The sequence below is a fragment of the Streptomyces sp. NBC_01408 genome, assembly GCF_026340255.1.
Classification (GTDB): domain Bacteria; phylum Actinomycetota; class Actinomycetes; order Streptomycetales; family Streptomycetaceae; genus Streptomyces.
In genome coordinates this window covers 2,671,553-2,693,059 of the sequence record NZ_JAPEPJ010000001.1, presented here as the reverse complement: position 1 = coordinate 2,693,059, position 21,507 = coordinate 2,671,553, and the positions used below count along the sequence as shown (strand labels likewise).

The window sequence follows — 21,507 nt, the reverse complement described above, 5'->3', positions numbered from 1 at the left end:
GGGCGGCCGAGGCGGTGGCCAGGACCGCCGCAGGGGCGGCCGGGCTCGGCGCAGGGGCCGAGGCGGGCCGGGCCGCGTTCCACGCCGGGGCCGGGCTCGGCACATGGGCCTGGGCGGCCCGGGCGGTGACCCGGCGCGGCTCCGGGGCCGGGGAAGCAGCCCGGGCCGCGAACGCCGCCGTGGCCGGGGCCGGGGCCGGGGCGGCCGCAGTGGCCGGGGCCGGGGCCGGGGCGGCCGCAGTGGCCGGGGCCGCAGCGGCCCGGGATGGCGTCGGGGACGCGGACGCTGGGGGCATGTGGAGGGTGCCCGTGGTGGACGTGGTGCGCGTGGGGTACATCGTTACCTCCGTCATGCGAACAGCCGGCGCCAGGTTTCCGGGCCCGGGTAGCCGTCGGCCGAGGCGCCGCGCCAGCCCTGGGCGCGCTGGAAGGCCTCGACGTTGCGGCGGTCGGCCTCGCTCCAGCGCAGGCCCGGGCCGGACGTGTAGTGCTTGCCGAAGCCCTTCTTCACCAGCTGGCGGCCGAGGGCGGCGACGGCCTCGTGGGACTTGCCCGGGCGGAAGGTCGACAGGCCCGGGTAGGCGCGGACCCCGCCCGGGCCGGGCGCCCCCTCGACCAGCGGCTGGATGTCCTTGCCCTGGCGCTGGACCAGCAGGCGCCAGGTGTGCTCGCCGGGGACGCCGTCGGCGTCGGCGCCCGTCCAGCCCTGCGCGGTCTGGAAGGCCTGGGTGGCCAGCCGGTCGTGGTCGCTCCACGTCCGGTCCGCCACCCCCTTCGGGTAGAACCGGTACCCGCCCCGGTCGATCAGCATCTTGCCGAGCTGCGCCACGTGGTCGTTGGTCGCGCCGGGGCCGAACTTCGCCGCGCCCGGGAACGGCGTCACGTCCCCCGGCTTCCCGCCCGCCGGCGGCTCGGCGACCGGCGGGACCTCGGGCACGATCCCGCCGGTCACCCCGTTGAACCGGTACGGGACGTACTTCGCGGCGTTGCTCCAGTACCCGTACGGCGTCGCCAGCTTCCGCGTGTTCGGCCTGGTCTGCTCGTAGGCGACGTAGTGCGTGTGCGTCTCGTCGACCCAGCCGCCGAAGATGACGACGTGCGAGCCGTTGGTGGGGTCCGCCGGGTTGTGGAAGAGGAGCATGTCCCCCGGCAGGAGCTCCTCCTTGGTGATCTTGGTGGCGAAGCGGTCGAGGCTGCCGGTCCACTCGTTCGTCCCGAGGTTCCAGGCCATGGAGACGTAGCCCGAGCAGTCCTGCCGGTAACCGTCCGTCCAGTAGTCGGACATGCTGTACGGGACCTGCGCGTCCAGCCACAGCTTCGCCCGGTTGATGATCGTCGCCCGGTCGATCCGCTTGACCGCACCCGGTGCGCCCGGCAAGCCCGGGGCTCCGGGCTTGCCGACCGGCGCCTTGGGGCCGTGCAGCGGGGCCCGGCCGCCCTGCGGGGAGCCGGGGTCGTCCGTCGCCACCGCCCCGGGGGCGGCCGGGCCGGCCGGGGCGGTCAGCGCCGCCGCGGCCCCGCCGCCGCCCAGGACCACGCCCGCGGCGGTGGCCAGGACCAGCGCCCGGCGGGCCCCGCGGGCGGCGGGGTGGCCCCCGTCCCGGAGCGGTATGGCCCGCGCGCGGGCCAGCGCGCGGCGGCGCAGGGTGCACCCCTGGCACGCACAGTCGCCCGCGGGCTCGTACTCCTCGAATGCGGGCATCGGCATCTGCACACGTGTCGGCGGCTGCATCGTCATGCGGTTCCGTCCACTCCCCTGCTCGTCCACTGGTCGGCCGGAACCGCATCTGGCGGGTCATCAGATGCGGCACGGCCAGACATATCGTGCACGATAGATTGCCCAAACATGGGTTAATCGGACAATGCGGGCGTGGCTGGTCACGAGCACCTCTGGAGGTGGGGTAGAGTTTTCCCTGTCACCAAGCGCCGCTAGCTCAGTTGGTTAGAGCAGCTGACTCTTAATCAGCGGGTCCGGGGTTCGAGTCCCTGGCGGCGCACAGACGGAAGAAGCCCCCGCAGCGAAAGCTGCGGGGGCTTCTTCGTTGTCCCGTGTCGTGCCGCACGGCGGGAGGAGCTACGCGACCGGGCCGGCCGGCCGCGCTCCCGAGCCCGTCAGGTACGCGGAAACCACCACATTGGCCGTGTACTCCTTGGCCGCCTTGTCGTAGGTGCCTCCGCAGGTCACCAGCCTCAGCTCGGCCCGCCCCCTGATCCGCTGGCCGTACGCCTTGTGCGGGTCGAAGCCCGCCCGCGTGTAGACCCGTACGTCCTCGATGGTGAACTCCGCGACCGAGCCGTCCGCCCGTACCACCCGCACCTTGTCGCCCGGCTGCGCCGAGCTGAGGCCGTAGAACACCGCCGGTTTCGAGCGGGTGTCCACGTGCCCCACCATCAGCGCCGTCCCGGCGGCGCCGGGCTGGGTGCCGGCGCCCCACCAGCCCACCGTGCCCGGGCGGTCCTCGGGCGGCGGATCGATCGCGCCGTCGCCGTCCAGGCCCCGGGAGACCACCGGAGCCTGGATGCCTATGGACGGTACGTCGACCCGCTGTGGCAGGGCCGCGCCGAGCGGGGCGTGCGCGGCCGGCAGGGCCGGGCCCACCGACCCGCCGGCCTGCCCGGCCGTCGGCTCGGGCACCCCGGTGATCTGCCGGCCCCACAGCCACAGGCCCAGCACCAGCACCGACCAGGCGGCGAAGGTCAGCAGCCGGCCGCCCGCGGAGGTCTTGCCCTCGCTCATTCGCCGCTGCGGCGGCGGCGCAGGGTCAGCGCGCGGCCCGCCACGGCCAGCGTGGCAACGGCCGCGAGGACGGCTCCGATCAGCGTGTGCGACAGGCCCGGGCCGTCGTCCCCGTGGTCCTTCTTGGCCGCCGCCAGCCGGGTCGTCTCGGCGACCTCGGCGGACATCCCGCCGCCGCCCGCGTGGACCGGCCAGACCGGCGAACGGTGCGGATCGGGCCGGTGGTCGCGGCGGTGCTTGACCTCGATGGAGCCGTGGACCGCACCGTCACGGCCGTCGCAGGTCACCCGTACGGAGTGCCAGCCCGGCGAGGCGTGCGAGCTGATCATCGCGTCGCCGTACAGCGGGCTGCGGCCGCCGTCGCGGCCGCGCAGGTCGGCGTCCGCCACGAAGACGGCGGACTTCGCGGCGCCCGTGGTGCCCTTGCAGCCCTGGACGCGCAGCTTGACCTGCGCCCCGGGCTCGGCCGGGTCGGGGTCGACCGAGACGCTGCCGCGGTCCTCCCCGACCGCGAGGGCGGTGGGCGCGGCCACGGCGGACAGGGCCGTCAGGGCGACGGCCACCCCGGCGGCACGGACGGCGATCGGAACACTGCGCATGGTGAACCTCCTCAACAAGGAGATTCACGCGCGCCGCGCCCCTCCGCATCCGGAGCGGCGCCGTACGTGTCAGCCGGACGACTTAAACGAGGTCCACCAGGTCGGCGATCGAGTCGACCGTCTTGGTCGGGCGGTACGGGAACTTCTCGGTGTCCTCGACCGAGGTCAGACCGGTCAGCACGAGGAAGGTCTGCATGCCCGCCTCCAGCCCGGCCAGCACGTCGGTGTCCATCCGGTCGCCGATCATCGCGCTGGTCTCGGAGTGTGCGCCGATCGCGTTCAGGCCGGTGCGCATCATCAACGGGTTGGGCTTGCCGCAGAAGTAGGGCTTCTTGCCGGTCGCCTTGGTGATCAGCGCGGCGACGGCGCCGGTGGCCGGGAGCGGGCCCTCGGTGGACGGGCCGGTCTCGTCGGGGTTGGTGCAGATGAAGCGGGCGCCGGCGTTGATCAGGCGGACGGCCTTCGTCATCGCCTCGAAGCTGTACGTCCGGGTCTCGCCCAGGACCACGTAGTCGGGCTCGTGGTCGGTCAGGATGTAGCCGATGTCGTGCAGGGCGGTGGTCAGACCGGCCTCGCCGATGACGTACGCGGTGCCGCCCGGGCGCTGGTCGTCGAGGAACTTCGCGGTGGCCAGCGCGGAGGTCCAGATGTTCTCGACGGGGACGTGGAGGCCCATCCGGCTGAGGCGGGCCTGGAGGTCGCGGGGGGTGTAAATGGAGTTGTTGGTCAGTACCAGGAAGGGCTTGCCGGACTCGCGCAGCCGCTTGATGAAGGCATCCGCGCCCGGGATCGGGGTGCCCTCGTGGATGAGGACCCCGTCCATGTCGGTGAGCCAGGATTCGATCGGCTTGCGCTCTGCCACTGGACTGTCTCCGCTCTCGGTGGCCGTGACCTCTGATCTGTGACCGGTGACCTTGGCCTGTTACCGCTGGTCTGTACCACCCTATCGGGGCCGGGCCGTGGACGCTTCGGGCGTCCACAGCCCGGACCACGCGGGGCTGGATCAGCCGATCTTGACGTTGTCGACGGTCCAGTACCAGTTGTTGTCACCGGTGTAGCGGAAGCGGACCTGGACGTCGGTGGCGCCGGCCGGGACCTGGAGGGTGATGGCCTCGGACTTGGCGACGGCGTCGGCCGTGTAGGACTTCACCACGGTCGGGGCGCCACCGTTGTACGAGACCAGGACCTGGGCGGTCTGGCCGGTCTCCTGGCGGTAGTGCGTCTGGTAGTTGAGGGTCTTCGTGGTGCCGCCGGTGACTGCCCACTTGGGGGTGATCAGGGTGGAGTCGAAGGTGCCCGTGTGGCTCTTGTCGTCCCACTCGTCGGAGTCGGCGACGGCGAAGACGTCACGGGAGCGGACGTTCAGTTCGCGCCACTGGTCGCGCTGCGACTGGCTCCAGAACTCGTCGGTCGCGAAGGCCCAGCCGGCCCATTCGGTGACGCCGCCCGTGCCCATCTTGGAGTTGTCGACGGCCCAGCCCGCGGGCGGGGTACGGGTGAAGCCCTTCACGCCCGCCGGGATGCCCGTCTCGTCCACGCGGGCCTGGAGGGACGGCCGCAGGGTGTCGAAGGGGTCGTCGTCCGGGGCGTTCAGCGGGACGCCGTCGATGCCGGGGGCGCTGACGCCGACCTGGGCGAGCGCGGTCGCGGCGACGTCGACCAGCTTCACGTCGTCGCGTACCGAACCGGCCGCGATGCCCGCGCCCTTGGCGATGACGAAGGTGCCGCGCTCCGCGATGGTGGAGCCGCCGTGGCCACCGGAGTTGGTGTGGCCGTGGTCGGTGGTGACCAGGATCTTCCAGTTCTCCTGGCCGTACGTCGGGCGGTTCTGGACGGCGGTGAGGAGCTGGCCGACCAGGGTGTCGACGCGGGCGATGGTGTCGAGGTACTGCTGGCTGCCCGCGCCGTAGGAGTGCCCGGCCGCGTCGATCTCGCCGAGGTAGACGAAGGCGGCGTCCGGGTTCTGGTCGCGCAGTTCGGCGGCGGCCGCGGCGGCGATCTTCGGGTCCTCGTTGCGGTAGCCGTCGCGGTCGCCCTTGAGGGAGAGGCGCTTGTCCACCTTGGGCGAGAAGATCGGGCCGTTCTGGTCGGTGGAAGTGATGGGCTCCCAGTCGGCGGCCGCGTACGTGTTGAGCGCCGGCTTGGCGTTCTCGATGCGGGTGAGGAAGTCCGGGTAGGCGGTGTAGTTCTTGCCGGTGAAGGAGTTGTCCTTCACCCCGTGCTTGTCCGGCCACACGCCGGTGGCGATGGTCGACCAGCCGGGACCCGAGGAGGTGGCGCCCATGGGGTTCGCGTACAGGGTGCTGCGGGCGGTGAGGCCCTGGGCCATCAGGCCCTTCAGGTGCGGGGCGTTGGCGGCCTTGACGCGGTCGAGGACCGCGCCGTCGAGGCCGATGACGAGGACCTTGTCGGTGGCTGCCGCCGCCGTCTCGGCGGCGGCGGTGTGCGCGCCGAGGGCGGTGGCGAGCAGGGCCGTGGCGGTGGCGGCCACGGCGAGGGTCCGTCCGGGCAGGACAGTGGACACGTACTCCTCCTGGGAGCAGGTGAGCGGGGAAGGTGCGGGGAAGGGTGAGGGGGCGTGAGCCGGGTCCGGACCGGGGGGCGCGGTGCGGGCGCGCCCCTGGGTCCAGACCCATCCCCCAGACTTCGTCCGGGGGGACCCCCAGGCAAGCGTCACTGTCCCGGTCTCGGGTGGCCAGGACGTAACCAGTCAGCTTCCGGTTGCCGACTTCCACGCGTCGACGTAGCCCGTGAGGTTCTTGTCGATGTCGGCCCAGTCCGGCTCGAAGATCTCCACGCCCGTCATGATCTTGGTGAGCTCGACGGCGTTGGCGTCGGTCGCCTTGACGTCGGTGCGCGCCGGGAAGCCGCCGCCGACCTCGCTGACCAGCCGCTGGGCGTCCTCGCTGAGGAGGTGGTCGAGGAGCTTCTTGCCGTTCTCGGTGTGCGGGGCCTTGTCGACCAGGCCGGCCGCGTAGGGCAGGGCGAAGCTGGTGGGCTTGCCGCCCTCCTTCGCCGGGAACCAGATGCCCAGGTTCGGCATGGACTTGGACTGCGCGAAGTTCATCTGGACGTCGCCGTTGGCGACGAGCAGCTCGCCCTTGTCGGTCTTCGGCGCGAGCTTGCTGGTGGAGGAGGACGGGCCGACGTTGTTGGCCTGGAGCTTCTTCAGGTACTCCAGCGCCGGCTCCTTGCCGCCGAAGTCGTGCATCGCCTTGATGAGGACGGCCGTGCCGTCGCCCGCGACGCCCGGGGTGGAGTACTGGAGCTTGCCCTTGTACTTGGCGTCCAGCAGCTCCTCCCAGGTCTTGGGGGCCTCGGCGAGCTCCTTCTTGTTGTAGATGAACCCGAAGTAGTTGTTGCAGACCGAGGTCCACTTGCCGTCGGCGGCCTTGTCCGCGCCGTTGACCTTCTCCGAGCCCTTCGGCTCGTACGCCTGGAGCAGGCCCTTGCCGTCGGCCTGCTGGATGAAGGGGGGCAGGGTGATCAGCACGTCGGCCTGGGTGTTGGTCTTCTCGCGCACGGCGCGCTGGACCATCTCGCCCGAGCCGCCCTCGACGTACTTGACCTCGATGCCGGTCTTCTTGGTGAAGTCGGCGAAGACCTTGTCGTACCAGCCGTCGCCCTTGTCGCTCTTGAGGCCGTCGGCGCTGTAGACGGTGACGACCTTCTCACCGCTCGCGGAGTCGGCGGAGGAGGAGCCGCCGCAGGCGGTGAGGGAAGCGGCGAGGACGAGGCAGCCGGTGACGGCGGTGGCGGTGCGCAGGAGGAGCTTGCGGTTGCTGGGCATGGAGCTTCCTTACGGGGAAAGGGAGTCAGCGGTGTCGGGGGGTGCTCAGCGGTACGAGGCTTTGGTGCGGATGCGGGAGACCGCCAGCAGGACGAGCAGGGTCGCGGCCATCAGGACCACGGCGACGGCGGAGCCGCTGAAGAGCGAACCGCGGTCGGTGGCGGTGAAGATGCGGACGGGCAGGGGCATCCAGTCCGGCGGGTAGAGCATCATCGTGGCGCTCAGCTCGCCCATGGACAGGGCGAAGCAGAGTCCGGCGGCCGCCGTGAGCGACGGCAGCAGGAGGGGCAGCTTGACCCGCCACAGCACGTACGCGGGACGGGCGCCCAGGGAGGCCGCCGCCTGCTCGTACGCGGGATCGAGACGGACGATCGCAGCCGAGACCGACTGGTAGGCGAACGCCGTGACAAGAATGGTGTGCGCCAGGACGACGATCGAGCCGGTGCCGTTGAGCAGGACCGGCGGCCTGCTGAAGGCGACGAGCACGGCGAGGCCCACGACCACGGACGGCACGGCGACGGGCAGCACGAACAGCGCGTCCAGGATCCGCTTGCCGCGCTTGCGCAGCCCGGCGGCGGCGAGTGCGGCCCAGGTGCCGACGGTGAGCGCGAGGAGGCTGGCGGCCAGGGCGGTGACCAGGCTGGTGGTCAGCGCCTGGAGGGACTCGCCCTGCCCGGCGGAGGCGTAGTTCGCGGCGGTCGGGCCGGAGGGGAAGGCTCCGGACCAGTGGGTGGCGAAGGAGGCCGCGACCACGACGAGCAGGGGCAGCGCGAAGAGGGGCAGGAAGAGGATCCCGAAGAGGCCCCAGGCGGCCCAGCGGCCGGTCTTGCTATGCACCAGCACGCTTGCTCACCACCCGGTAGAGGCCGAACAGGCCGACGGAGATCGCGATGTTGACGACGGCGACCACGCAGGCGGCCGCGTAGTCGGATTCGAGGATGGCCTTGCCGTAGATGAGCATCGGGAGGGTCGTGACGTCCTTCGCCCCGGTGAACAGGACGATCCCGAACTCGTTGAGGCACATCACCAGGACGAGGCTGCCGCCCGCGCCGAGGGCGGGCAGGGCCTCGGGGAGGATCACCTGCCGGACGATCCGGGCGGGCCGGGCGCCGAGGCTCGACGCGACTTCCAGCTGTGCGGTGTCCAGCTGCGAGAAGGCGGCGAGCAGCGGGCGCATCACGAAGGGCGTGAAGTACGTGATCTCCGCGAGGAGTACGCCCCAGGGGGTGGTCAGGAAGTGGAAGGGCCCGTCGGCGGCGCCGGTGACATCGGTCCAGACGCCGTTGGCCATGCCGACGGTGCCGTAGATGAAGAGGAGGGCGAGGGTGATGAGGAAGGAGGGGAAGGAGAGGAAGACGTCGATGAACTTCGCGACGGCCCGGGCCCCGGGGAACGGGACGAAGGCGATCACCAGCGCGAGCGCGAAACCGAGCACGAGGCAGCCGACGGTGGCGCCGACGGCGAGCCAGACGGTCGTGCCGAGGGCTTCGCGGAAGGCGGTGGAGGCGAAGACGGAGGAGTAGGCGTCGAAGGCCCCGCCGCCGTTCTCCGGGGTGAAGGACTGCTGGACGACCAGCGCCAGGGGATACAGGAACACCAGCGCGAGCAACACCACGGGCGGCACGGCCCATACACTGCGCGGCATCCGAAGCCCCTGCCGGTGCCCCTGCGGGGAGGCTCGGCGGGGGAAGGCCCCGGTCCCCTGCGGGGCGCCCGTCCCCTGCGGGGAAACCGCCCCCTGCGGGGCGGGGGCCAGGGATTCCAGCCCCGCCGGCGTTTGAGGCGCGGGGTCCGGGGCCGAGCCCCATGCCGCCGCATCATCCAGCCCCGCCGGCGCTTGAGGCGCGGGGTCCGGGGCCGAGCCCCATGCCGCCGCATCATCCAGCCCCGCCGGCGCTTGAGGCGCGGGGTCCGGGGCCGAGCCCCGTGCCGCCCCGGAGGGGGCCGCATGGGCAGCCGGGGCGGCTTCGGCCTCGTGGGCGGAAGCCGGGGGCGCCTGGGCCGGGACGGCCCGGGCCGTCGGCGCGGCTCGCCGCGAGGCGTCAGGCATCCGACACCCCCGCGGCCAGCAGCACCGCGTCCCGGGGCTCGAAGTGCAGGGTGACCCGGTCGCCGAGGGCGGGGGTCTCCCGGAGTTCGGGCAGGTCCGCCTTGACGCGGTGGCCGTCGACGTCGACGTACAGCCGGTGCGTGGAGCCGCGCCACTGGACCTCGGCGATCGTGCCGCTCAAGGCGTTCGGCCCGGCGCCGAGGCCGAGCAGGTGCGGCCGCACGCACAGGGTGGCGCTGGCGCCGGGGGCCACCCGCCCCCGGTCCAGGGTCAGCGCCCGCCCGGCGAACACCGCGCCCGACTCGGCGACCGTCACCGGCAGCAGGTTCGCGTTGCCGACGAACGAGGCGGTGAACTCCGTGCACGGGGCCCGGTACAGCTCCTGCGGGGTGCCGCAGTCCTGGAGCCGGGCCCGGTCCATGACGGCGATCCGGTCGGCCAGGGTGAGCGCCTCGACCTGGTCGTGGGTGACGTACAGGATGGAGACGTCCGGCAGTTCGCGGTGCAGCCGCGCCAGCTCCGCCAGCATCCCGGAGCGCAGCTGCGCGTCGAGCGCGGACAGCGGCTCGTCGAGCAGCAGCACCCCGGGGCGGATGGCGAGGGCGCGGGCGATGGCCACGCGCTGCTGCTGGCCGCCGGAGAGCTCGCGGGGGTAGCGCTTGGCGTAGGCGGCCATGCCGGTCAGTTCCAGGGCCTCCGCGACCCGGCCGGGGATGTCGGCCTTCGGCGCCTTCTGGGCCTTGAGGCCGAAGGCCACGTTGTCCTCGACCCGCATGTGCGGGAACAGCGCGTACTGCTGGACGACCATGCCGATGCCGCGCCGGTGCGGCGGGAGGCCGGTGACGTCCCGGCCGCCGATCAGCACCCGCCCCGCGACGGGCCGTACGAAACCGGCGACCGCGCGCAGCGCCGTGGTCTTGCCCGAACCCGACGGGCCGAGCAGCGCCATCACCTCGCCGGGCTCGACGGTCAGGTCGAGGGAGTCCAGGACGGTGTTGCCGCCGTAGGCGACGGAGACCGACTCGAAGCGGATGCCGCTCACCGAGACCCCGCCAAGGCGTCCAGGACCGCGGGGAGTTCGGCGACGGAGCCGAGGACGTGGGTCGCGCCGTGCTCCGTCAGCGCCGCACGGTCGTGGGCGCCGGTGAGGACCCCGGCCACCAGGCCCGCGCCGGACCGGCGGCCGCTGAGCATGTCGTAGGCCGTGTCGCCCGCGACGGCGATCTCCCGTACGTCGGCCACCGCGCCGGTGCGCAGGAACGCGGCCAGCACCATGTCCGGGTACGGCCGGCCGCGGCCGCCCGCGTCGGCGGGGCAGAGGGTGAGGTCCGCGAGGTCCTGCCAGCCCAGGGCGTCGAGGATGGCGTCCTGGGTGACGCGGGCGAAGCCGGTGGTCAGCACGACGGTGCGGCCCTCGCCGCGGAGTTGCTCGATGGCCTCGCGGGCGCCGGGGAGCGGGGCGATGAGACCGCCGTCGACGAGGTCCCCGTACGCCTCCTCGAAGGCGGAGTTGGCACGCCGGGCCAGCTCCTCCGTGCCGAAGAGGTGGCGGAAGACGGAGATCTTCGACTCGCCCATCGTGTCGCGGACGTACTGGAGCTTCTCGGCGTGGTCGGGGGTGCCCGGCTCGACGCCGAGGAGTCCGGCGGCCTTCTCGAAGGCGCGCTCGACGAGGCCGCCGTCGGCGACGGTGGTGCCGGCCATGTCGAGGACGACCAGCTTGTGCACGGTGTTCGCGGTGTTGGTGGTGTTCGCGGCGTTGGTGGCGTTGGTGGCGTTGGTGGCGTTCATGGTCTTCGCGGTGTTCGCATCGTTCATGTGACTTACCAGCCCAGTTCGTTCGCGGTGGTCTCGGCTATCGCGGGAGAGCAGGTCATGCCCCGCCCGCCCGGTCCGGTCACCAGCCAGACGCCGTCGGCCACCTGCTGGCGGTGGACGACGCGGGTGGTGTCGGTGCACTGCGCGTACACGCCCGCCCAGCGGCGGCGGATCTGCGGCAGCGGGCGGCCCAGGAAGGACTCGGCCACGGCGGCGACGTGCTCGTAGGGGTCTTCGAGGGTGTCGAAGGCGAAGGGGTGCTCGTACTCGTGGGTGTCGCCGATGGTCAGACCGCCGTCCTGGCGCTGGACCATCAGCAGCTGCATCTTGTGCGCGGCGGCCACGGGCGCCTGCTCCTGCTCGGCGTTGAGGGCGTCGAGGGCGGGCGACTTGTAGGCCGGGTAGTAGCGGAAGCTGTCGGCGTCCGCGACCGAGGTGGTCAGCGGCTCGCCGAGCGGGGCCGTCTGCATCATCTGCAACCGGACGCGGCGCACGGGCAGTTCGGGGACCAGTTCGCGGACCAGGCCGGACAGCCAGGCGCCGGTGGCCAGGACGACCACGTCGCCGCGGTGGACGTCGCCGTGGTCGTCGCGGACCGCGCCCGGGCCGGCCAGGGCGCGGACCTCGCGGCCGGGGAGGAAGGTGTAGCGGCCGGTGGCGCGGAGCGCCTCGCGGAGGTGGAGCTGCGCGGTGCGCGGTTCCACGGCCGCGTCCCGCTCGCACCACAGGGCCGCCTCGAAGGCGCCGCGCAGGGCCGGGTTGATCTCCCGCGCCTCGGCGGCGGTGACCAGTTCGTAGCCGCGGGCCGCGGCGTCGGGGCGGGCCAGGGCCGCCTCGGCGACCGCGTGCTCGCGGGGGGTTCGGACGGGGGTGAGGGAGCCGTTGGCGCGGAAGCCCAGGCCGGGCACCTCCGCGCCGATGCGCTCCCAGAGCTCGCGGGCCCGCAGGGCGGTGTCGAGCTCCTCGCCCCCGGCCCGTCCGCTGACCCAGATCTGGCCGAAATTGCGCAGTGACGCGCCGCGGGCCTCCGCTTCTCGCTCGATCTGGACGACCTCGTGGCCGCGTTCGACTGCTTGCCAGGCGTGCATGGTGCCGACCACGCCGCCTCCGACGACTATGACTCTCACGTCGTCCACGGTGGGCGCGGGCCGTGACCCGGGGGGATCGGCCCGGCAACGCGACGGTGAACAGCCCTCGACACTTGGACTAGACCCGTTATCGTTCTGTGATGTTGATACGTCCTTTTCTGCCGGATACGGGGGTGTTGGCGCGGGACTATTCGGGCCGCAGGCGGGTCGTGAAGCTGAACCGGTCGCCACGGTAGAGCGAACGCACCCGTTCCAGGGGACGCCCGTCCTGGTCCCGGGAGAACCGGTGGATGAGCAGCATGGGCAGGGCGGGCGGAGTGCCGATCAGCAGGGCTTCGCGCGGGGTCGCCAGGACCGTCTCCAGCTTCTCGTCGGCGTCGCCGAAGGCGATGCCGAGGCGGTCGCGGAGGTATCCGTAGAAGGAGGAGTCCGGCTGGAAATCGCTGTCCAGGCGGGGTGCGCGGGCCACCCGGATGTACGTGCTCTCCAGGCCGACCCGCTCGTCGTCGGCGAGCAGCACCCGCTCCAGGTGCCAGACGGGCTCGCCGGGTTCGGCGCCGATGCCGGGGGCGAGGTCGGGCGGGCAGGGGAACTGCTCCAGCCCGATGAGGGTACGGCCCGGGCGGCGGCCCTGGCGGCGGACGCCCTCGGTGTAGCTGGCGAGGGAGAGCGGCTGCTCCAGCTTGGGCCCGGCGACGACGGTCCCGCGGCCGGAGCGGCGCAGCCGGCCCTCCAGCAGCAGCTCGCGCAGGGCCTGGCGGACGGTCTCGCGGGACACCTCGTACCGCTCGGCGAGATCACGCTCGGTGGGGAGGGTGCCGCCCTCGCCGAGCTCGTCGAGGAGGTCGGCGATCCGGGCCTTGACGGCGTAGTACTTGGGGATGCGGCCGTGCTCGGGGATACCGGAACGGACGGGTGAGCCGGGACGGTGCTGCGGGGTCTGTTCTTCCACGGAGGGACTCTATGCGGGGCGGACGGAGGGACTTCCGCGCGGTTGCTGGTACGGGTCGCACGCCCGGTTGCTGGTACGGGTCGCACGCCCGGTCGCTGGTACGGGTCGCACGCCGGTCGCACGTACGGGCCGCACTCCCGGTCGCCCGTACGGTCGGCAGGCGGCGGTCAGGCTGCGGGGCCGCGCAGCCGCCGGGCGCCCAGCAGGAGGCCGCCGCCCGTGGCCAGCGCGGCCACGGCGCCCGCCCCGTACGTCCACTCGCGGGGGCCGGTGTGCGCCAGGGACCCGGCCTCGACGGGGTCCTGCGGACCCTCGACGGAGAACCGGTAGCCGCCGCTCTCGCCGACCCAGTCGCCGTCGTCGCCCTTGCGCTGGACGAGGGCGGCATCGGCGACGACCTCGCCGGTGGGGGCGTCGGGCGCGAAGGCGAGGCCGACCTTCACCGTCAGGGAGCCGCCGGCGGCGACGGTGAAGCCGGGGAAGGCGTCGCCCCCGTCGAAGACGGCGATGATCTCGTCGCGGTCGGTCCCCTCCAGGCTGACGGGGAGGATGCCGCCGGGGGCGTCGAACTCCATCCGCAGATGGGCGGGGCGCAGGAGCCGGGCCTTGTCGGTGAGGACGACGACGGGATGGATGGCCGTGCACTCGGAGTCCGTGGTGTTGGTCAGGTCCAGGTACCAGGTCTGCGGCTCGCCGCCGGTGCGGTACACGGCCGGCCCCCCGCGGATCCGCGCGCCGATGGGGAACGCGGTGCTCTTCCCGTCCCCGCAGGTGGCCTGCGCGCGGGAGGGCAGCGCCGGGGCGGGCCGGGCGCCGCCGCCGTTGCCGACGTCCGCTCCGGCGGAGGGGGCGGTGGCGGCGAGGAGGGCGGCGGAGACTGCGGCGGAGAGGGCAAGGGCTTTGCGTAGTCGCATGGAAGGCCTTCGCTGCTCGCCGGACAGGACGATGATCGGACCAGGTGACAATCACCCCGGTCCTGCCCGCACCCTCCCACGCACGCGCGAACCCCTGTCACGCGCCGCGCCTGGGTTGTTCTGGTTTACGCCCGAATGGAGGCGGGGTCAAGGAGGGCTGGTGAGACGGGTGGTGCGGGGGCCCGGGGGGCGGGGCGTCGAGTGTCGTGTCGATCAAGCCGCGGAAGCCCGGACTCGCGGCGAGCGGCATTCCGCTCGCCGCGAGGCAGTCGATGACGATGCGTTGACCGTGCGCCTCGACCACGCGTTGGCTAGGCGTTGGCTACGCGCTGCACGCCGTGCGGTGGCGCTCGATCTCCAGCGCGAGGTCACCGCGCTCCCGGCGGGCCGCGTCCGCCTCCTCGCGCACCTGGTCCAGACGGACCTCCAGCTGGCCGACCCGCTCGCGGTAGCGTTCGAGCTCGGCACGCACGAACTCGGCGTCGGCCACCTGCTGCGCGGTTTCCTTGCGGATCTTCTCCGTCTCCTCTTCGAACCTCTGCTTGCCCTCGTCCAGCTCGGCGATGGCCATCTCCGCGGCCTCTTCCGCCAGCGCGGTGCGCTGCTCGGCGGCCAGGGTCCGCTGGGCCGCGGCCTTGGTCACGGTCTCGATGCGCGCCTCGGCGGCAGCCGAGTCCGTGATGATGGCCAGCTCTTCGAAGTAGGCGGGCAGGTCCGTGGCCAGCTGGGACAAGAGCGCGATGAGATCGTCGCGCGCTCCGGCCCCGCCCCGTACGGCTTCCATCGCCTCGTCGGCTCGGTCAGGGCCCGCGTCGGGCGCCTCGGCTACGGGGGGCGGCGTCATGAGCTGAGCGGTGGTCTCAGCGGCAGGCTGAACAGCGGGCTGAGCGGCGGGCTGAACAGCGGGCTGAGCGACGGTCTGAACGGTGGCCGCTGCCTTGGCGGCCTTCTTGGCCTCGGCCGCCTGGCGCTTCTCCTCCTTGCGCTGCTGCCTCGTGGCACGGAACTTGCGGAAGGCCCCCAGCGCGTTGTGGTCGGGGTGAACGCAGTAACGAGGCGCCGGGTCGCCGGGCGTCGGCGCCGCAGCGTGATTGGTGCACTCCGGGTAAGCACAGATCGGGAGCGTCTCAACCGTCATTTTTCTGGCCTTCCAGTGATATTCGGGATCTCTGAAGTCACACCGGTGTCCGACGCAGCCTGCGCCGACCGGTCACTCGCGGGGATGTACTGATCACGCTAAAGGCGGGCGGGGCCTTACGGGTGCCCCGCAGCGTGCCCGTCAGGGATCCGTAAGATCGCGCGACCGCCCCGGAAGCCGCGGGGTGGCGCCGCGCGGCATGCAGGGCGGCACGGTGTCCCTGCGGGACCTCGGTCGGGGCTGGAGCGCGAGCCGTGAGCCGTGGGCCGTGGGCCGTGGTGGTCGATGCCCGGCGCCGTCAGGCGCGACCGAAGAAGGGGGCCAGGGTCAGTTCCGCCGCGCCCTCCGCCACTCCGGCGGCGGCCAGGGCGACCGTGGGCGGGGGCTGGGTCAGCACACGGGCCGCGAGAACCGCGCGGACCCCGGTCACGAAGACCTCCGGGGCCGCCGCGACGACCCGGCCGCCGAGGAAGACGCGCTCCACGTCCAGCAGCGCGACCAGGTTGGCCGCACCCTCGCCCAGGATCCGCGCGGCCTCCGGCAGGTCGCCGCGGGCCACCGCCGCCAGGCACAGCACCTCCGCGCAGCCGCGCGCGCCACAGCGGCAGGGCGGGCCGTCGAGCTGGAGCACCTGGTGGCCGAACTCGCCCGCCGCCGAGCGGGCACCCCGGTAGACCTCGCCGTTCAGACACAACCCGGCGCCGAGCCCGGTACCGACGTGCAGATAGACGGAAGCACCGGCCGCGGCGGCCGCGAAGCCGGGGGCGGGGGCGGAACCGGGCGCGGGGGAAGGGGCGGGGGCGGAACCGGGCGCGGGGCCGGGGCCGGGGCCGGAGCCAGCGCCGGGCGCAGCTGCGGCGGAGCCGCCCGCCGGAGCGGAGCCAGGGCCAGGGCCGGGGCCGGGGCCGGGGCCGGGGCCGGGGCCGGGGCCGGGGCCGGGGCCGGGGCCGGGGCCGGGGCCGGGGCCGGGGCCGGGGCCGGGGCCGGGGCCGGGGCCGGGGCCGGGGCCGGGGCCGGGGCCGGGGCCGGGGCCGGGGCCGGGGCCGGGGCCGGGGCCGGGGCCGGGGCCGGGGCCGGGGCCGGGGCCGGGGCCGGGGCCGGGGCCGGGGCCGGGGCCAGCGCCGGGCGCGGCTGCGGCGGAGCCAGGGCCGGAGCCAGGGCCCGGCGCGGAACCGGGCGCGGGGCCGGGGCCGGAGCCAGCGCCGGGCGCAGCTGCGGCGGAGCCAGGGCCGGACGCGGCTGCGGCTGCGGCAGCGGCAGGAGTTGCCCCGGTCGGGACGGTGGCGGCCGCGGCCGCGTTGGTGTCCTTGTCCAGCAGGACCGGCAGGCCCAGCCGCCCCTCCAGCACCTCCCGCAGCGGGAACCCCTCCCAGCTCGGAAAGCCCGTCACCCGGCCCATCACCCCGGCCCGGTGGTCCAACGGGCCCGGCGCGGCCACGCCCACGCCCAGCAGCGGCGGCCCGACGGGATCGCGGACGCGCAGGACCGCCCGTACGACCGCCTCCACCACCGCATCCGGGCCCGCGCCGAAGTCCAGCGGGCCCGCGCTCTCGCTGACGACGACGCCCGCGAGGTCCACCCGTACCGCCCGCAGCTCGTCGCGATCGAGGTGCACGCCGACCGCGTGGCGGGCCCCGGGGACGAGCCGCAGCAGGGTCCGCGGTTTGCCGCCGGTGGACGCGGCCCGGCCCGCGTCGGCGACCAGACCCTCCGCGGCCAGCCGCACCATGATCTTGCTGACGGCCTGCGGGGTGAGACCCGTACGGGCGGCGAGCTCGGCGCGGCCCAGCCCCGACGGCCCGGCGCCGCGCAGCAGATCCAGCAGCAGCGCCTCGTTGTACCCGCGCAGTGCCGGCAGGTTCACCCCGCCGCGCGTCTCCCCACTACCCCTGTTCACCTGCCCATTGTCCACCTTCCTTGCACTTTGACAACACTGTTGCCAAAGTGGGCGCCATGAACGTCACCGCCCCCGCCTCCCCGCTCCGCGTCGGCCTCATCGGCTACGGCCTCGCCGGTTCCGTCTTCCACGCCCCCCTCGTGGCCGCCACCGAGGGGCTCGTCCTCGACACGGTCGTCACCTCCGACCCCGCCCGCCAGGCGCAGGCCCGCGCCGAGTTCCCCGACGTCCGCATCGCCACGTCCGCGGCCGAGCTGTGGGACCGCGCCGGGGGCGGTGACGGGGACGCGGACGCGCTCGACCTCGTCGTGATCGCCTCCCCCAACAAGACCCACGTCCCGCTCGCCACCACCGCCCTCACCGCCGGCATCCCCGTCGTCGTGGACAAGCCGCTCGCCGCGACCGCCGCCGAGGCCCGCGAGCTCGCCGCGCTCGCCGAGCGGACCGGCACCTTCCTGTCCGTCTTCCAGAACCGCCGCTGGGACAACGACTTCCTCACCCTGCGCCGCCTCCTCGCGGACGGCGAACTCGGCGAGATCCAGCGCTTCGAGTCCCGCTTCGAGCGCTGGCGCCCGCAACTCAAGGGCGGCTGGCGCGAATCGGGCGCCCCGGAGGAGATCGGCGGCCTGCTCTACGACCTCGGCAGCCACGTCGTGGACCAGGCGCTCGTGCTGTTCGGCCCCGCCGTACGGGTCTACGCGGAGACCGACACCCGCCGCCCTGGCGCCGAGACCGACGACGACACCTTCATCGCTGTCACCCACGCCAACGGGGTCCGCTCCCACCTCTACGTCAGCGCGACCACCGCCCAGCTGGGTCCGCGGATGCGCGTCCTGGGCTCCCGGGCCGGGTACGTGAAGTACGGGCTCGACCCCCAGGAGGGCGCCCTGCGCGAGGGGCTGCGGCCGCGCACGGATGTGCTGTGGGGTGAGGAGCCCCCGCACATGTGGGGCCGGCTGGGCTCCGGCGAGTCCCCGCTGACCGGCGGCGGGACCCCGGTGCCGACCGAGCACGGCGACTACCCGGCGTACTACGCGGCGGTGGCCGCCGCCCTGCGCGAGGGCGGACCCGCGCCCGTCACGGCGCTGGAGGCCGCGCACTGCCTCGACGTACTGGAGGCCGCCCGCCGGTCCTCCCGTGACGGGGTGGCCGTCGAGATCGGCGCCTGATCCCCGGCCCGGCACCGAAGCGGAAACGGAAAACGGACGGGGCAGGGGCCGCTGATGGCAGCCCCCGCCCCTCACCCTTCCTTGCCACGCGCGGCTATGCGCGGCTATGCGTTGCTACGCGCTCTTGAACTCCTGGCGCTGGCGGCCGAGGCCCTCGATCTCCAGCTCCACGACGTCACCGGCCCGCAGGTACGGCTTCGGCTCCGGCTGGCCCATGGCCACGCCGCCCGGCGTACCGGTGACGATGACGTCGCCCGGGTACAGGGTCATGAACTGGCTGAGGTAGCGCACGACCTCGCCGACCGGGAAGATCTGGTCCGCGGTGTTGCCGTCCTGCTTGAGCTCGCCGTTGACCCACAGCTTCACGTCCAGGACCTGCGGGTCCGCCACCTCGTCGGCGGTCAGCAGCCAGGGGCCGATCGGGGTGAAGGTCTCGCAGTTCTTGCCCTTGTCCCAGGTGCCGCCGCGCTCGATCTGGAATTCGCGCTCCGAGACGTCGTTGACCAGCGCGTACCCGCCGACGTGCGCAAGGCCCTCCTCGGCGGAGGCCAGGTAGCGGGCGGTGCTGCCGATGACGACGCCGAGCTCGGCCTCCCAGTCGGTCTTCACGCTGCCGCGCGGGATCAGCACGGTGTCGTCCGGGCCGACCACGGTGTCCGCGGCCTTGAGGAACAGGATCGGCTCAGCCGGCGGCTCGGCGCCGATCTCCTTCGCGTGCCCGAAGTAGTTCAGCCCGATGCCCACGATCTTGCCGATCCGGCCGACCGGCGCGCCGATGCGCAGCCCTTCCGCGTCCAGGGCCGGGAGCTCACCGGAGGCCGCCGCTTCCCGTACCCGGGACAGTACGGAGTCATCGGCGAGCAGGGCGCCGTCCACATCCGTGATCAGGCCGGACAGGTCCCGCAGGGTCCCGTCCTGGTCGAGCAGCGCGGGGCGCTCCGACCCGACGGGTCCGACACGCAGCAGCTTCATGGGCATTCTCCCGTGGTCGTGGGTGGTCGGCCCGGGGCGTGCCCAGGGCCGGCCGATGGGTTGCGGCCATCGGAGGATTGGTCGATCCTCCAAGATGTCCACCCAATCCGCAAGACCCTGTTCACAGGCTGGAACGCGCCCCTCCGTCCGCGTCCCGCTCTTCCCGCTACGCCCGCTCTTCCCGCTACGCCCGCTCCACCGGCTCCGTCCGCTCCGTCTGGGCCATCCGCTCCGTCCGCTCCTTGCGGTACCGGAGCCAGGCCTGCTCCGCCACCGACCAGGCGGTGGTGGTGAGCAGGTACAGCCCGGCGGCCAGCGGCACCACGGCGGCCGTGATCAGCGTCCCGAACGAGAGCAGCGGCAGTACGCCGCCCAGCTTGCGCATGACCTCCTGCTGCTCGGCACTCAGCTCGGCCGCCGCACCGGCCCGGCCCTTGGCCGCGGACCCGGCCTTCACCCCGGACCCGGACCCCGCCTGGACCCCGGCCTTGGCCCGCGCCGCCGACGCGGCCTTGCCCCCGGCTTGGGCCCCGGCCTTGGCCTTGGCCGACCCGGTCCCAGTCCCAGTCCCGGTCCCGGCCCTGGTCCCGGCGGCAGCCCCGGCAGTGGCAGCCGCCGCGGCGGCCTTGGCCGTACGCCGCCCCCGTACCGCACTCCAGGCGGCGACCGCCGCGATGGCCGCGAACAGCCCGAGGAACACCAGCCCCTGCCCGCCGAGGAGGCCCCCCTCCCCCAGCGCCTCGGTCCACCGGGCCCCCAGCGGCGCGGCGAACAGCCGCTCCCCGAGCAGTTCGCCGGAGGAGGAGAACGCCTGGTACATCACGAAGAACACCGGCAGCTGCAACAGCATCGGCAGGAGCCCGGCCGCCGGGGTCGCCCCCCGGAAGGCCGCACGGCTCAGCGGATGCAGGGCGAGCCGTACGAGCACGGTGAACAGCACGATCGCGGCAGCGGTCGCGGACTCGGCCAGTACCGGCTCCAGCAGCCGGCCCAACTCGACAACAAGGTGGGTGAAAACGGACACGCGGGCCCTCCGAAGGGTCTCGTCGAACGTCGAAAGAACGCAATTTCGGCGTGACGACCCGCGAGGGGCGACAACAGGAAAGGCAGAAGAAGTAGGCGCCCCTACGCGGCCGTCAGGACGAGACGGCCGGGCGCCCTGGGCCGCGACCGGCCCGAGGCATCAGGATCGCGCTGCGGCAGGAACGCCGTGCGCTGCTCACGATCGCGGATCGCGGTGCGTATGCGGTGCGGCGGCACGGGTCGTACGAGACGTGCCGCGGCGGCCAGCGCCTCGGCGCCCACGGCGACGGTGGCCGCGAGGGCGATCACGACGGCACCCAGCCCGCTCTCCCCGGCGAACAGCGCGAGGACTCCCCCGAGCAGCACCAGCGACAGCAGCATGGCCAGCGCTCGCACCCGCGCGGCGCGGGTGGACACGAGAGAGGTCAGCTGGGCCATGCCTCGAATGGTAACCCGGCCCACCGACAACGGGCAGGGCGTCAGGACTTGAGGGTCCCCCAGACCACCAGCCGGTACTTGGAGGTGTACTCGGGCGTGCACGTGGTGAGCGTGATGTAGGAGCCGGGCTCGCTGTACCCGTGGTCCGGCTTCACCACGCTCCGCGGCACGGGCGCGATCACCCCGGTGTCCCGCTCGCTGGTCTCGCCCAGGATCTGGCCCACCACGTAGACGTAGCGGCGCCCCCGCACATCGACGATCAGCTCGTCCCCGGCACGCAGGCGGTTGATGTAGCGGAACGGCTCGCCGTGGGTGTTGCGGTGCCCGGCCAGCGCGAAGTTCCCCTCCGCCCCGGGCTGCGCCGTCCCGGGGTACTGGCCGGCGTACCCCTTGTCGAGGACGGTCCGCTTGTCGATCCCCTGCGCGACGGGCACGGCGATCCCCAGCCGCGGGATGCGCAGCACCGCGTACGCCTTCTCCGTGCCCGCCGGCGGCGCGGCGGGGCGAACAGGCGGCCGCGGGCCCGTGGTCCCCACGGGCGCCGGAGCCGGCCCGGAGCCCACCGATCCACTGGAGTCGGACGGCACGGCCGACGAAGGAAAACCAGAAGGAGAGGCAGACGGAGCGGAGGAAGGACCGGAAGACGGAGAGGGAACCTCCCATTCCCGCTCCAGGGCCTGCACCTGCTCCTGCGCGGCGGCGAAGGCCTGCCGGTTGGTCCACCACACCTGATGGACGACCAGCAGCGCCACCACCACGCCCAGCGTGGTGGTCACTTCGGCGCACACCCACAGCAGCCGTGCGACACCGGCGGCCCGACGGACCCGCCGGCCTCCCCCCTGCACCACCACACGCACGCGATCCCGCACGGCCCGCACCCTAAGACTTCCCCCTTCAACTGACCAGCAGCAGTACGGTGTGAA

At 73.5% G+C, this 21,507-nt stretch carries 20 protein-coding genes and 1 tRNA gene; 2 read left to right on the top strand and 19 right to left on the bottom strand.

The features are described 5' to 3' along the window. Positions 1–348 precede the first annotated feature (348 nt). The gene (locus OG447_RS12230) at positions 349–1,707 is read right to left on the bottom strand and encodes a peptidoglycan-binding protein (RefSeq protein ID WP_266936507.1); all 1,359 of its coding nucleotides are present in this window, start codon (positions 1,705–1,707) and stop codon (positions 349–351) included. A gap of 215 nt (positions 1,708–1,922) precedes the next feature. On the opposite strand from OG447_RS12230, the gene OG447_RS12225 reads away from it, so the two are divergent. Further along, positions 1,923–1,996: transfer RNA gene (locus tag OG447_RS12225), tRNA-Lys, on the top strand. A 77-nt stretch (positions 1,997–2,073) separates the two neighbouring features. Here OG447_RS12225 and OG447_RS12220 read toward each other — a convergent pair. From OG447_RS12220 to OG447_RS12155, 14 genes are all read right to left on the bottom strand, one after another. Further along, the gene (locus OG447_RS12220) at positions 2,074–2,736 is read right to left on the bottom strand and encodes a class F sortase (RefSeq protein ID WP_266936506.1); all 663 of its coding nucleotides are present in this window, start codon (positions 2,734–2,736) and stop codon (positions 2,074–2,076) included. Beyond that, positions 2,733–3,335 carry a hypothetical protein gene (locus OG447_RS12215; protein WP_266936505.1) on the bottom strand — a complete coding sequence of 201 codons (603 nt, stop codon included), beginning with the start codon at positions 3,333–3,335 and terminating at the stop codon, positions 2,733–2,735. Before OG447_RS12215 ends, OG447_RS12220 begins: the two co-directional genes overlap by 4 nt. Before the next feature lie 82 nt (positions 3,336–3,417). After that, the gene (locus OG447_RS12210) at positions 3,418–4,197 is read right to left on the bottom strand and encodes an HAD-IIA family hydrolase (protein ID WP_266936504.1); all 780 of its coding nucleotides are present in this window, start codon (positions 4,195–4,197) and stop codon (positions 3,418–3,420) included. A 141-nt stretch (positions 4,198–4,338) separates the two neighbouring features. Continuing rightward, complete coding sequence (locus OG447_RS12205) at positions 4,339–5,859, bottom strand: alkaline phosphatase family protein (protein ID WP_266936503.1); 1,521 nt, start codon at positions 5,857–5,859, stop codon at positions 4,339–4,341. A gap of 186 nt (positions 5,860–6,045) precedes the next feature. Continuing rightward, positions 6,046–7,125 carry a 2-aminoethylphosphonate ABC transporter substrate-binding protein gene (locus OG447_RS12200; protein WP_266936502.1) on the bottom strand — a complete coding sequence of 360 codons (1,080 nt, stop codon included), beginning with the start codon at positions 7,123–7,125 and terminating at the stop codon, positions 6,046–6,048. Between the two features lie 45 nt (positions 7,126–7,170). Next, entirely contained in the window at positions 7,171–7,968 is a 798-nt protein-coding gene (locus OG447_RS12195) for an ABC transporter permease (protein ID WP_266936501.1), read from the bottom strand. Next, a complete protein-coding gene (locus tag OG447_RS12190; protein ID WP_266936500.1) occupies positions 7,955–8,770 on the bottom strand; it encodes a 2-aminoethylphosphonate ABC transporter permease subunit in 816 nt (271 codons plus the stop codon). Before OG447_RS12190 ends, OG447_RS12195 begins: the two co-directional genes overlap by 14 nt. A gap of 397 nt (positions 8,771–9,167) precedes the next feature. Then, complete coding sequence (locus tag OG447_RS12185; protein WP_266936499.1) at positions 9,168–10,217, bottom strand: ABC transporter ATP-binding protein; 1,050 nt, start codon at positions 10,215–10,217, stop codon at positions 9,168–9,170. Next, entirely contained in the window at positions 10,214–10,993 is a 780-nt protein-coding gene (locus OG447_RS12180) for a phosphonatase-like hydrolase (protein WP_266936498.1), read from the bottom strand. The genes OG447_RS12185 and OG447_RS12180 overlap by 4 nt, the downstream gene beginning before the upstream one ends. A gap of 5 nt (positions 10,994–10,998) precedes the next feature. After that, entirely contained in the window at positions 10,999–12,120 is a 1,122-nt protein-coding gene (locus tag OG447_RS12175; protein ID WP_266936497.1) for a TIGR03364 family FAD-dependent oxidoreductase, read from the bottom strand. A 148-nt stretch (positions 12,121–12,268) separates the two neighbouring features. Further along, positions 12,269–13,033, bottom strand: a complete 765-nt coding sequence (locus OG447_RS12170; protein WP_266936496.1) for a GntR family transcriptional regulator — start codon at positions 13,031–13,033, stop codon at positions 12,269–12,271. Between the two features lie 167 nt (positions 13,034–13,200). Then, positions 13,201–13,947, bottom strand: coding sequence for a hypothetical protein (locus tag OG447_RS12165; protein WP_266936495.1), 747 nt, complete (start codon positions 13,945–13,947; stop codon positions 13,201–13,203). A gap of 322 nt (positions 13,948–14,269) precedes the next feature. Continuing rightward, the gene (locus OG447_RS12160) at positions 14,270–15,085 is read right to left on the bottom strand and encodes a hypothetical protein (protein ID WP_266936494.1); all 816 of its coding nucleotides are present in this window, start codon (positions 15,083–15,085) and stop codon (positions 14,270–14,272) included. Between the two features lie 298 nt (positions 15,086–15,383). Beyond that, entirely contained in the window at positions 15,384–16,982 is a 1,599-nt protein-coding gene (locus tag OG447_RS12155; RefSeq protein ID WP_266936493.1) for an ROK family transcriptional regulator, read from the bottom strand. A gap of 56 nt (positions 16,983–17,038) precedes the next feature. Here OG447_RS12155 and OG447_RS12150 point away from each other — a divergent pair, with 56 nt between their 5' ends. Beyond that, positions 17,039–18,151 (top strand): Gfo/Idh/MocA family oxidoreductase, encoded by a 1,113-nt coding sequence (locus OG447_RS12150; protein WP_266936492.1) that lies wholly within the window; start codon positions 17,039–17,041, stop codon positions 18,149–18,151. A gap of 114 nt (positions 18,152–18,265) precedes the next feature. Here OG447_RS12150 and OG447_RS12145 read toward each other — a convergent pair whose 3' ends face one another. From OG447_RS12145 to OG447_RS12130, 4 genes are all read right to left on the bottom strand, one after another. Then, a complete protein-coding gene (locus tag OG447_RS12145; RefSeq protein ID WP_266936491.1) occupies positions 18,266–19,123 on the bottom strand; it encodes a fumarylacetoacetate hydrolase family protein in 858 nt (285 codons plus the stop codon). Between the two features lie 184 nt (positions 19,124–19,307). Then, complete coding sequence (locus OG447_RS12140) at positions 19,308–20,147, bottom strand: YidC/Oxa1 family membrane protein insertase (RefSeq protein ID WP_266936490.1); 840 nt, start codon at positions 20,145–20,147, stop codon at positions 19,308–19,310. Positions 20,148–20,248: 101 nt separating this feature from the next. Then, entirely contained in the window at positions 20,249–20,584 is a 336-nt protein-coding gene (locus OG447_RS12135; RefSeq protein WP_266936489.1) for a DUF6412 domain-containing protein, read from the bottom strand. 41 nt (positions 20,585–20,625) lie between these two features. Continuing rightward, entirely contained in the window at positions 20,626–21,453 is an 828-nt protein-coding gene (locus tag OG447_RS12130) for a class E sortase (protein ID WP_266936488.1), read from the bottom strand. Positions 21,454–21,507: the final 54 nt, after the last annotated feature.

What these genes read in the sequence shown, in the direction of transcription:
- OG447_RS12215 (WP_266936505.1), bottom strand. Translation starts at nt 3,335, where the DNA reads ATGCGCAGTGTTCCGATCGCCGTCCGTGCCGCCGGGGTGGCCGTCGCC.
- OG447_RS12160 (WP_266936494.1), bottom strand. Translation starts at nt 15,085, where the DNA reads ATGACGGTTGAGACGCTCCCGATCTGTGCTTACCCGGAGTGCACCAAT.
- OG447_RS12150 (WP_266936492.1), top strand. Translation starts at nt 17,039, where the DNA reads ATGAACGTCACCGCCCCCGCCTCCCCGCTCCGCGTCGGCCTCATCGGC.
- OG447_RS12230 (WP_266936507.1), bottom strand. Translation starts at nt 1,707, where the DNA reads ATGCCGATGCCCGCATTCGAGGAGTACGAGCCCGCGGGCGACTGTGCG.
- OG447_RS12220 (WP_266936506.1), bottom strand. Translation starts at nt 2,736, where the DNA reads ATGAGCGAGGGCAAGACCTCCGCGGGCGGCCGGCTGCTGACCTTCGCC.
- OG447_RS12190 (WP_266936500.1), bottom strand. Translation starts at nt 8,770, where the DNA reads ATGCCGCGCAGTGTATGGGCCGTGCCGCCCGTGGTGTTGCTCGCGCTG.
- OG447_RS12145 (WP_266936491.1), bottom strand. Translation starts at nt 19,123, where the DNA reads ATGAAGCTGCTGCGTGTCGGACCCGTCGGGTCGGAGCGCCCCGCGCTG.
- OG447_RS12200 (WP_266936502.1), bottom strand. Translation starts at nt 7,125, where the DNA reads ATGCCCAGCAACCGCAAGCTCCTCCTGCGCACCGCCACCGCCGTCACC.
- OG447_RS12180 (WP_266936498.1), bottom strand. Translation starts at nt 10,993, where the DNA reads ATGAACGATGCGAACACCGCGAAGACCATGAACGCCACCAACGCCACC.
- OG447_RS12165 (WP_266936495.1), bottom strand. Translation starts at nt 13,947, where the DNA reads ATGCGACTACGCAAAGCCCTTGCCCTCTCCGCCGCAGTCTCCGCCGCC.
- OG447_RS12135 (WP_266936489.1), bottom strand. Translation starts at nt 20,584, where the DNA reads ATGGCCCAGCTGACCTCTCTCGTGTCCACCCGCGCCGCGCGGGTGCGA.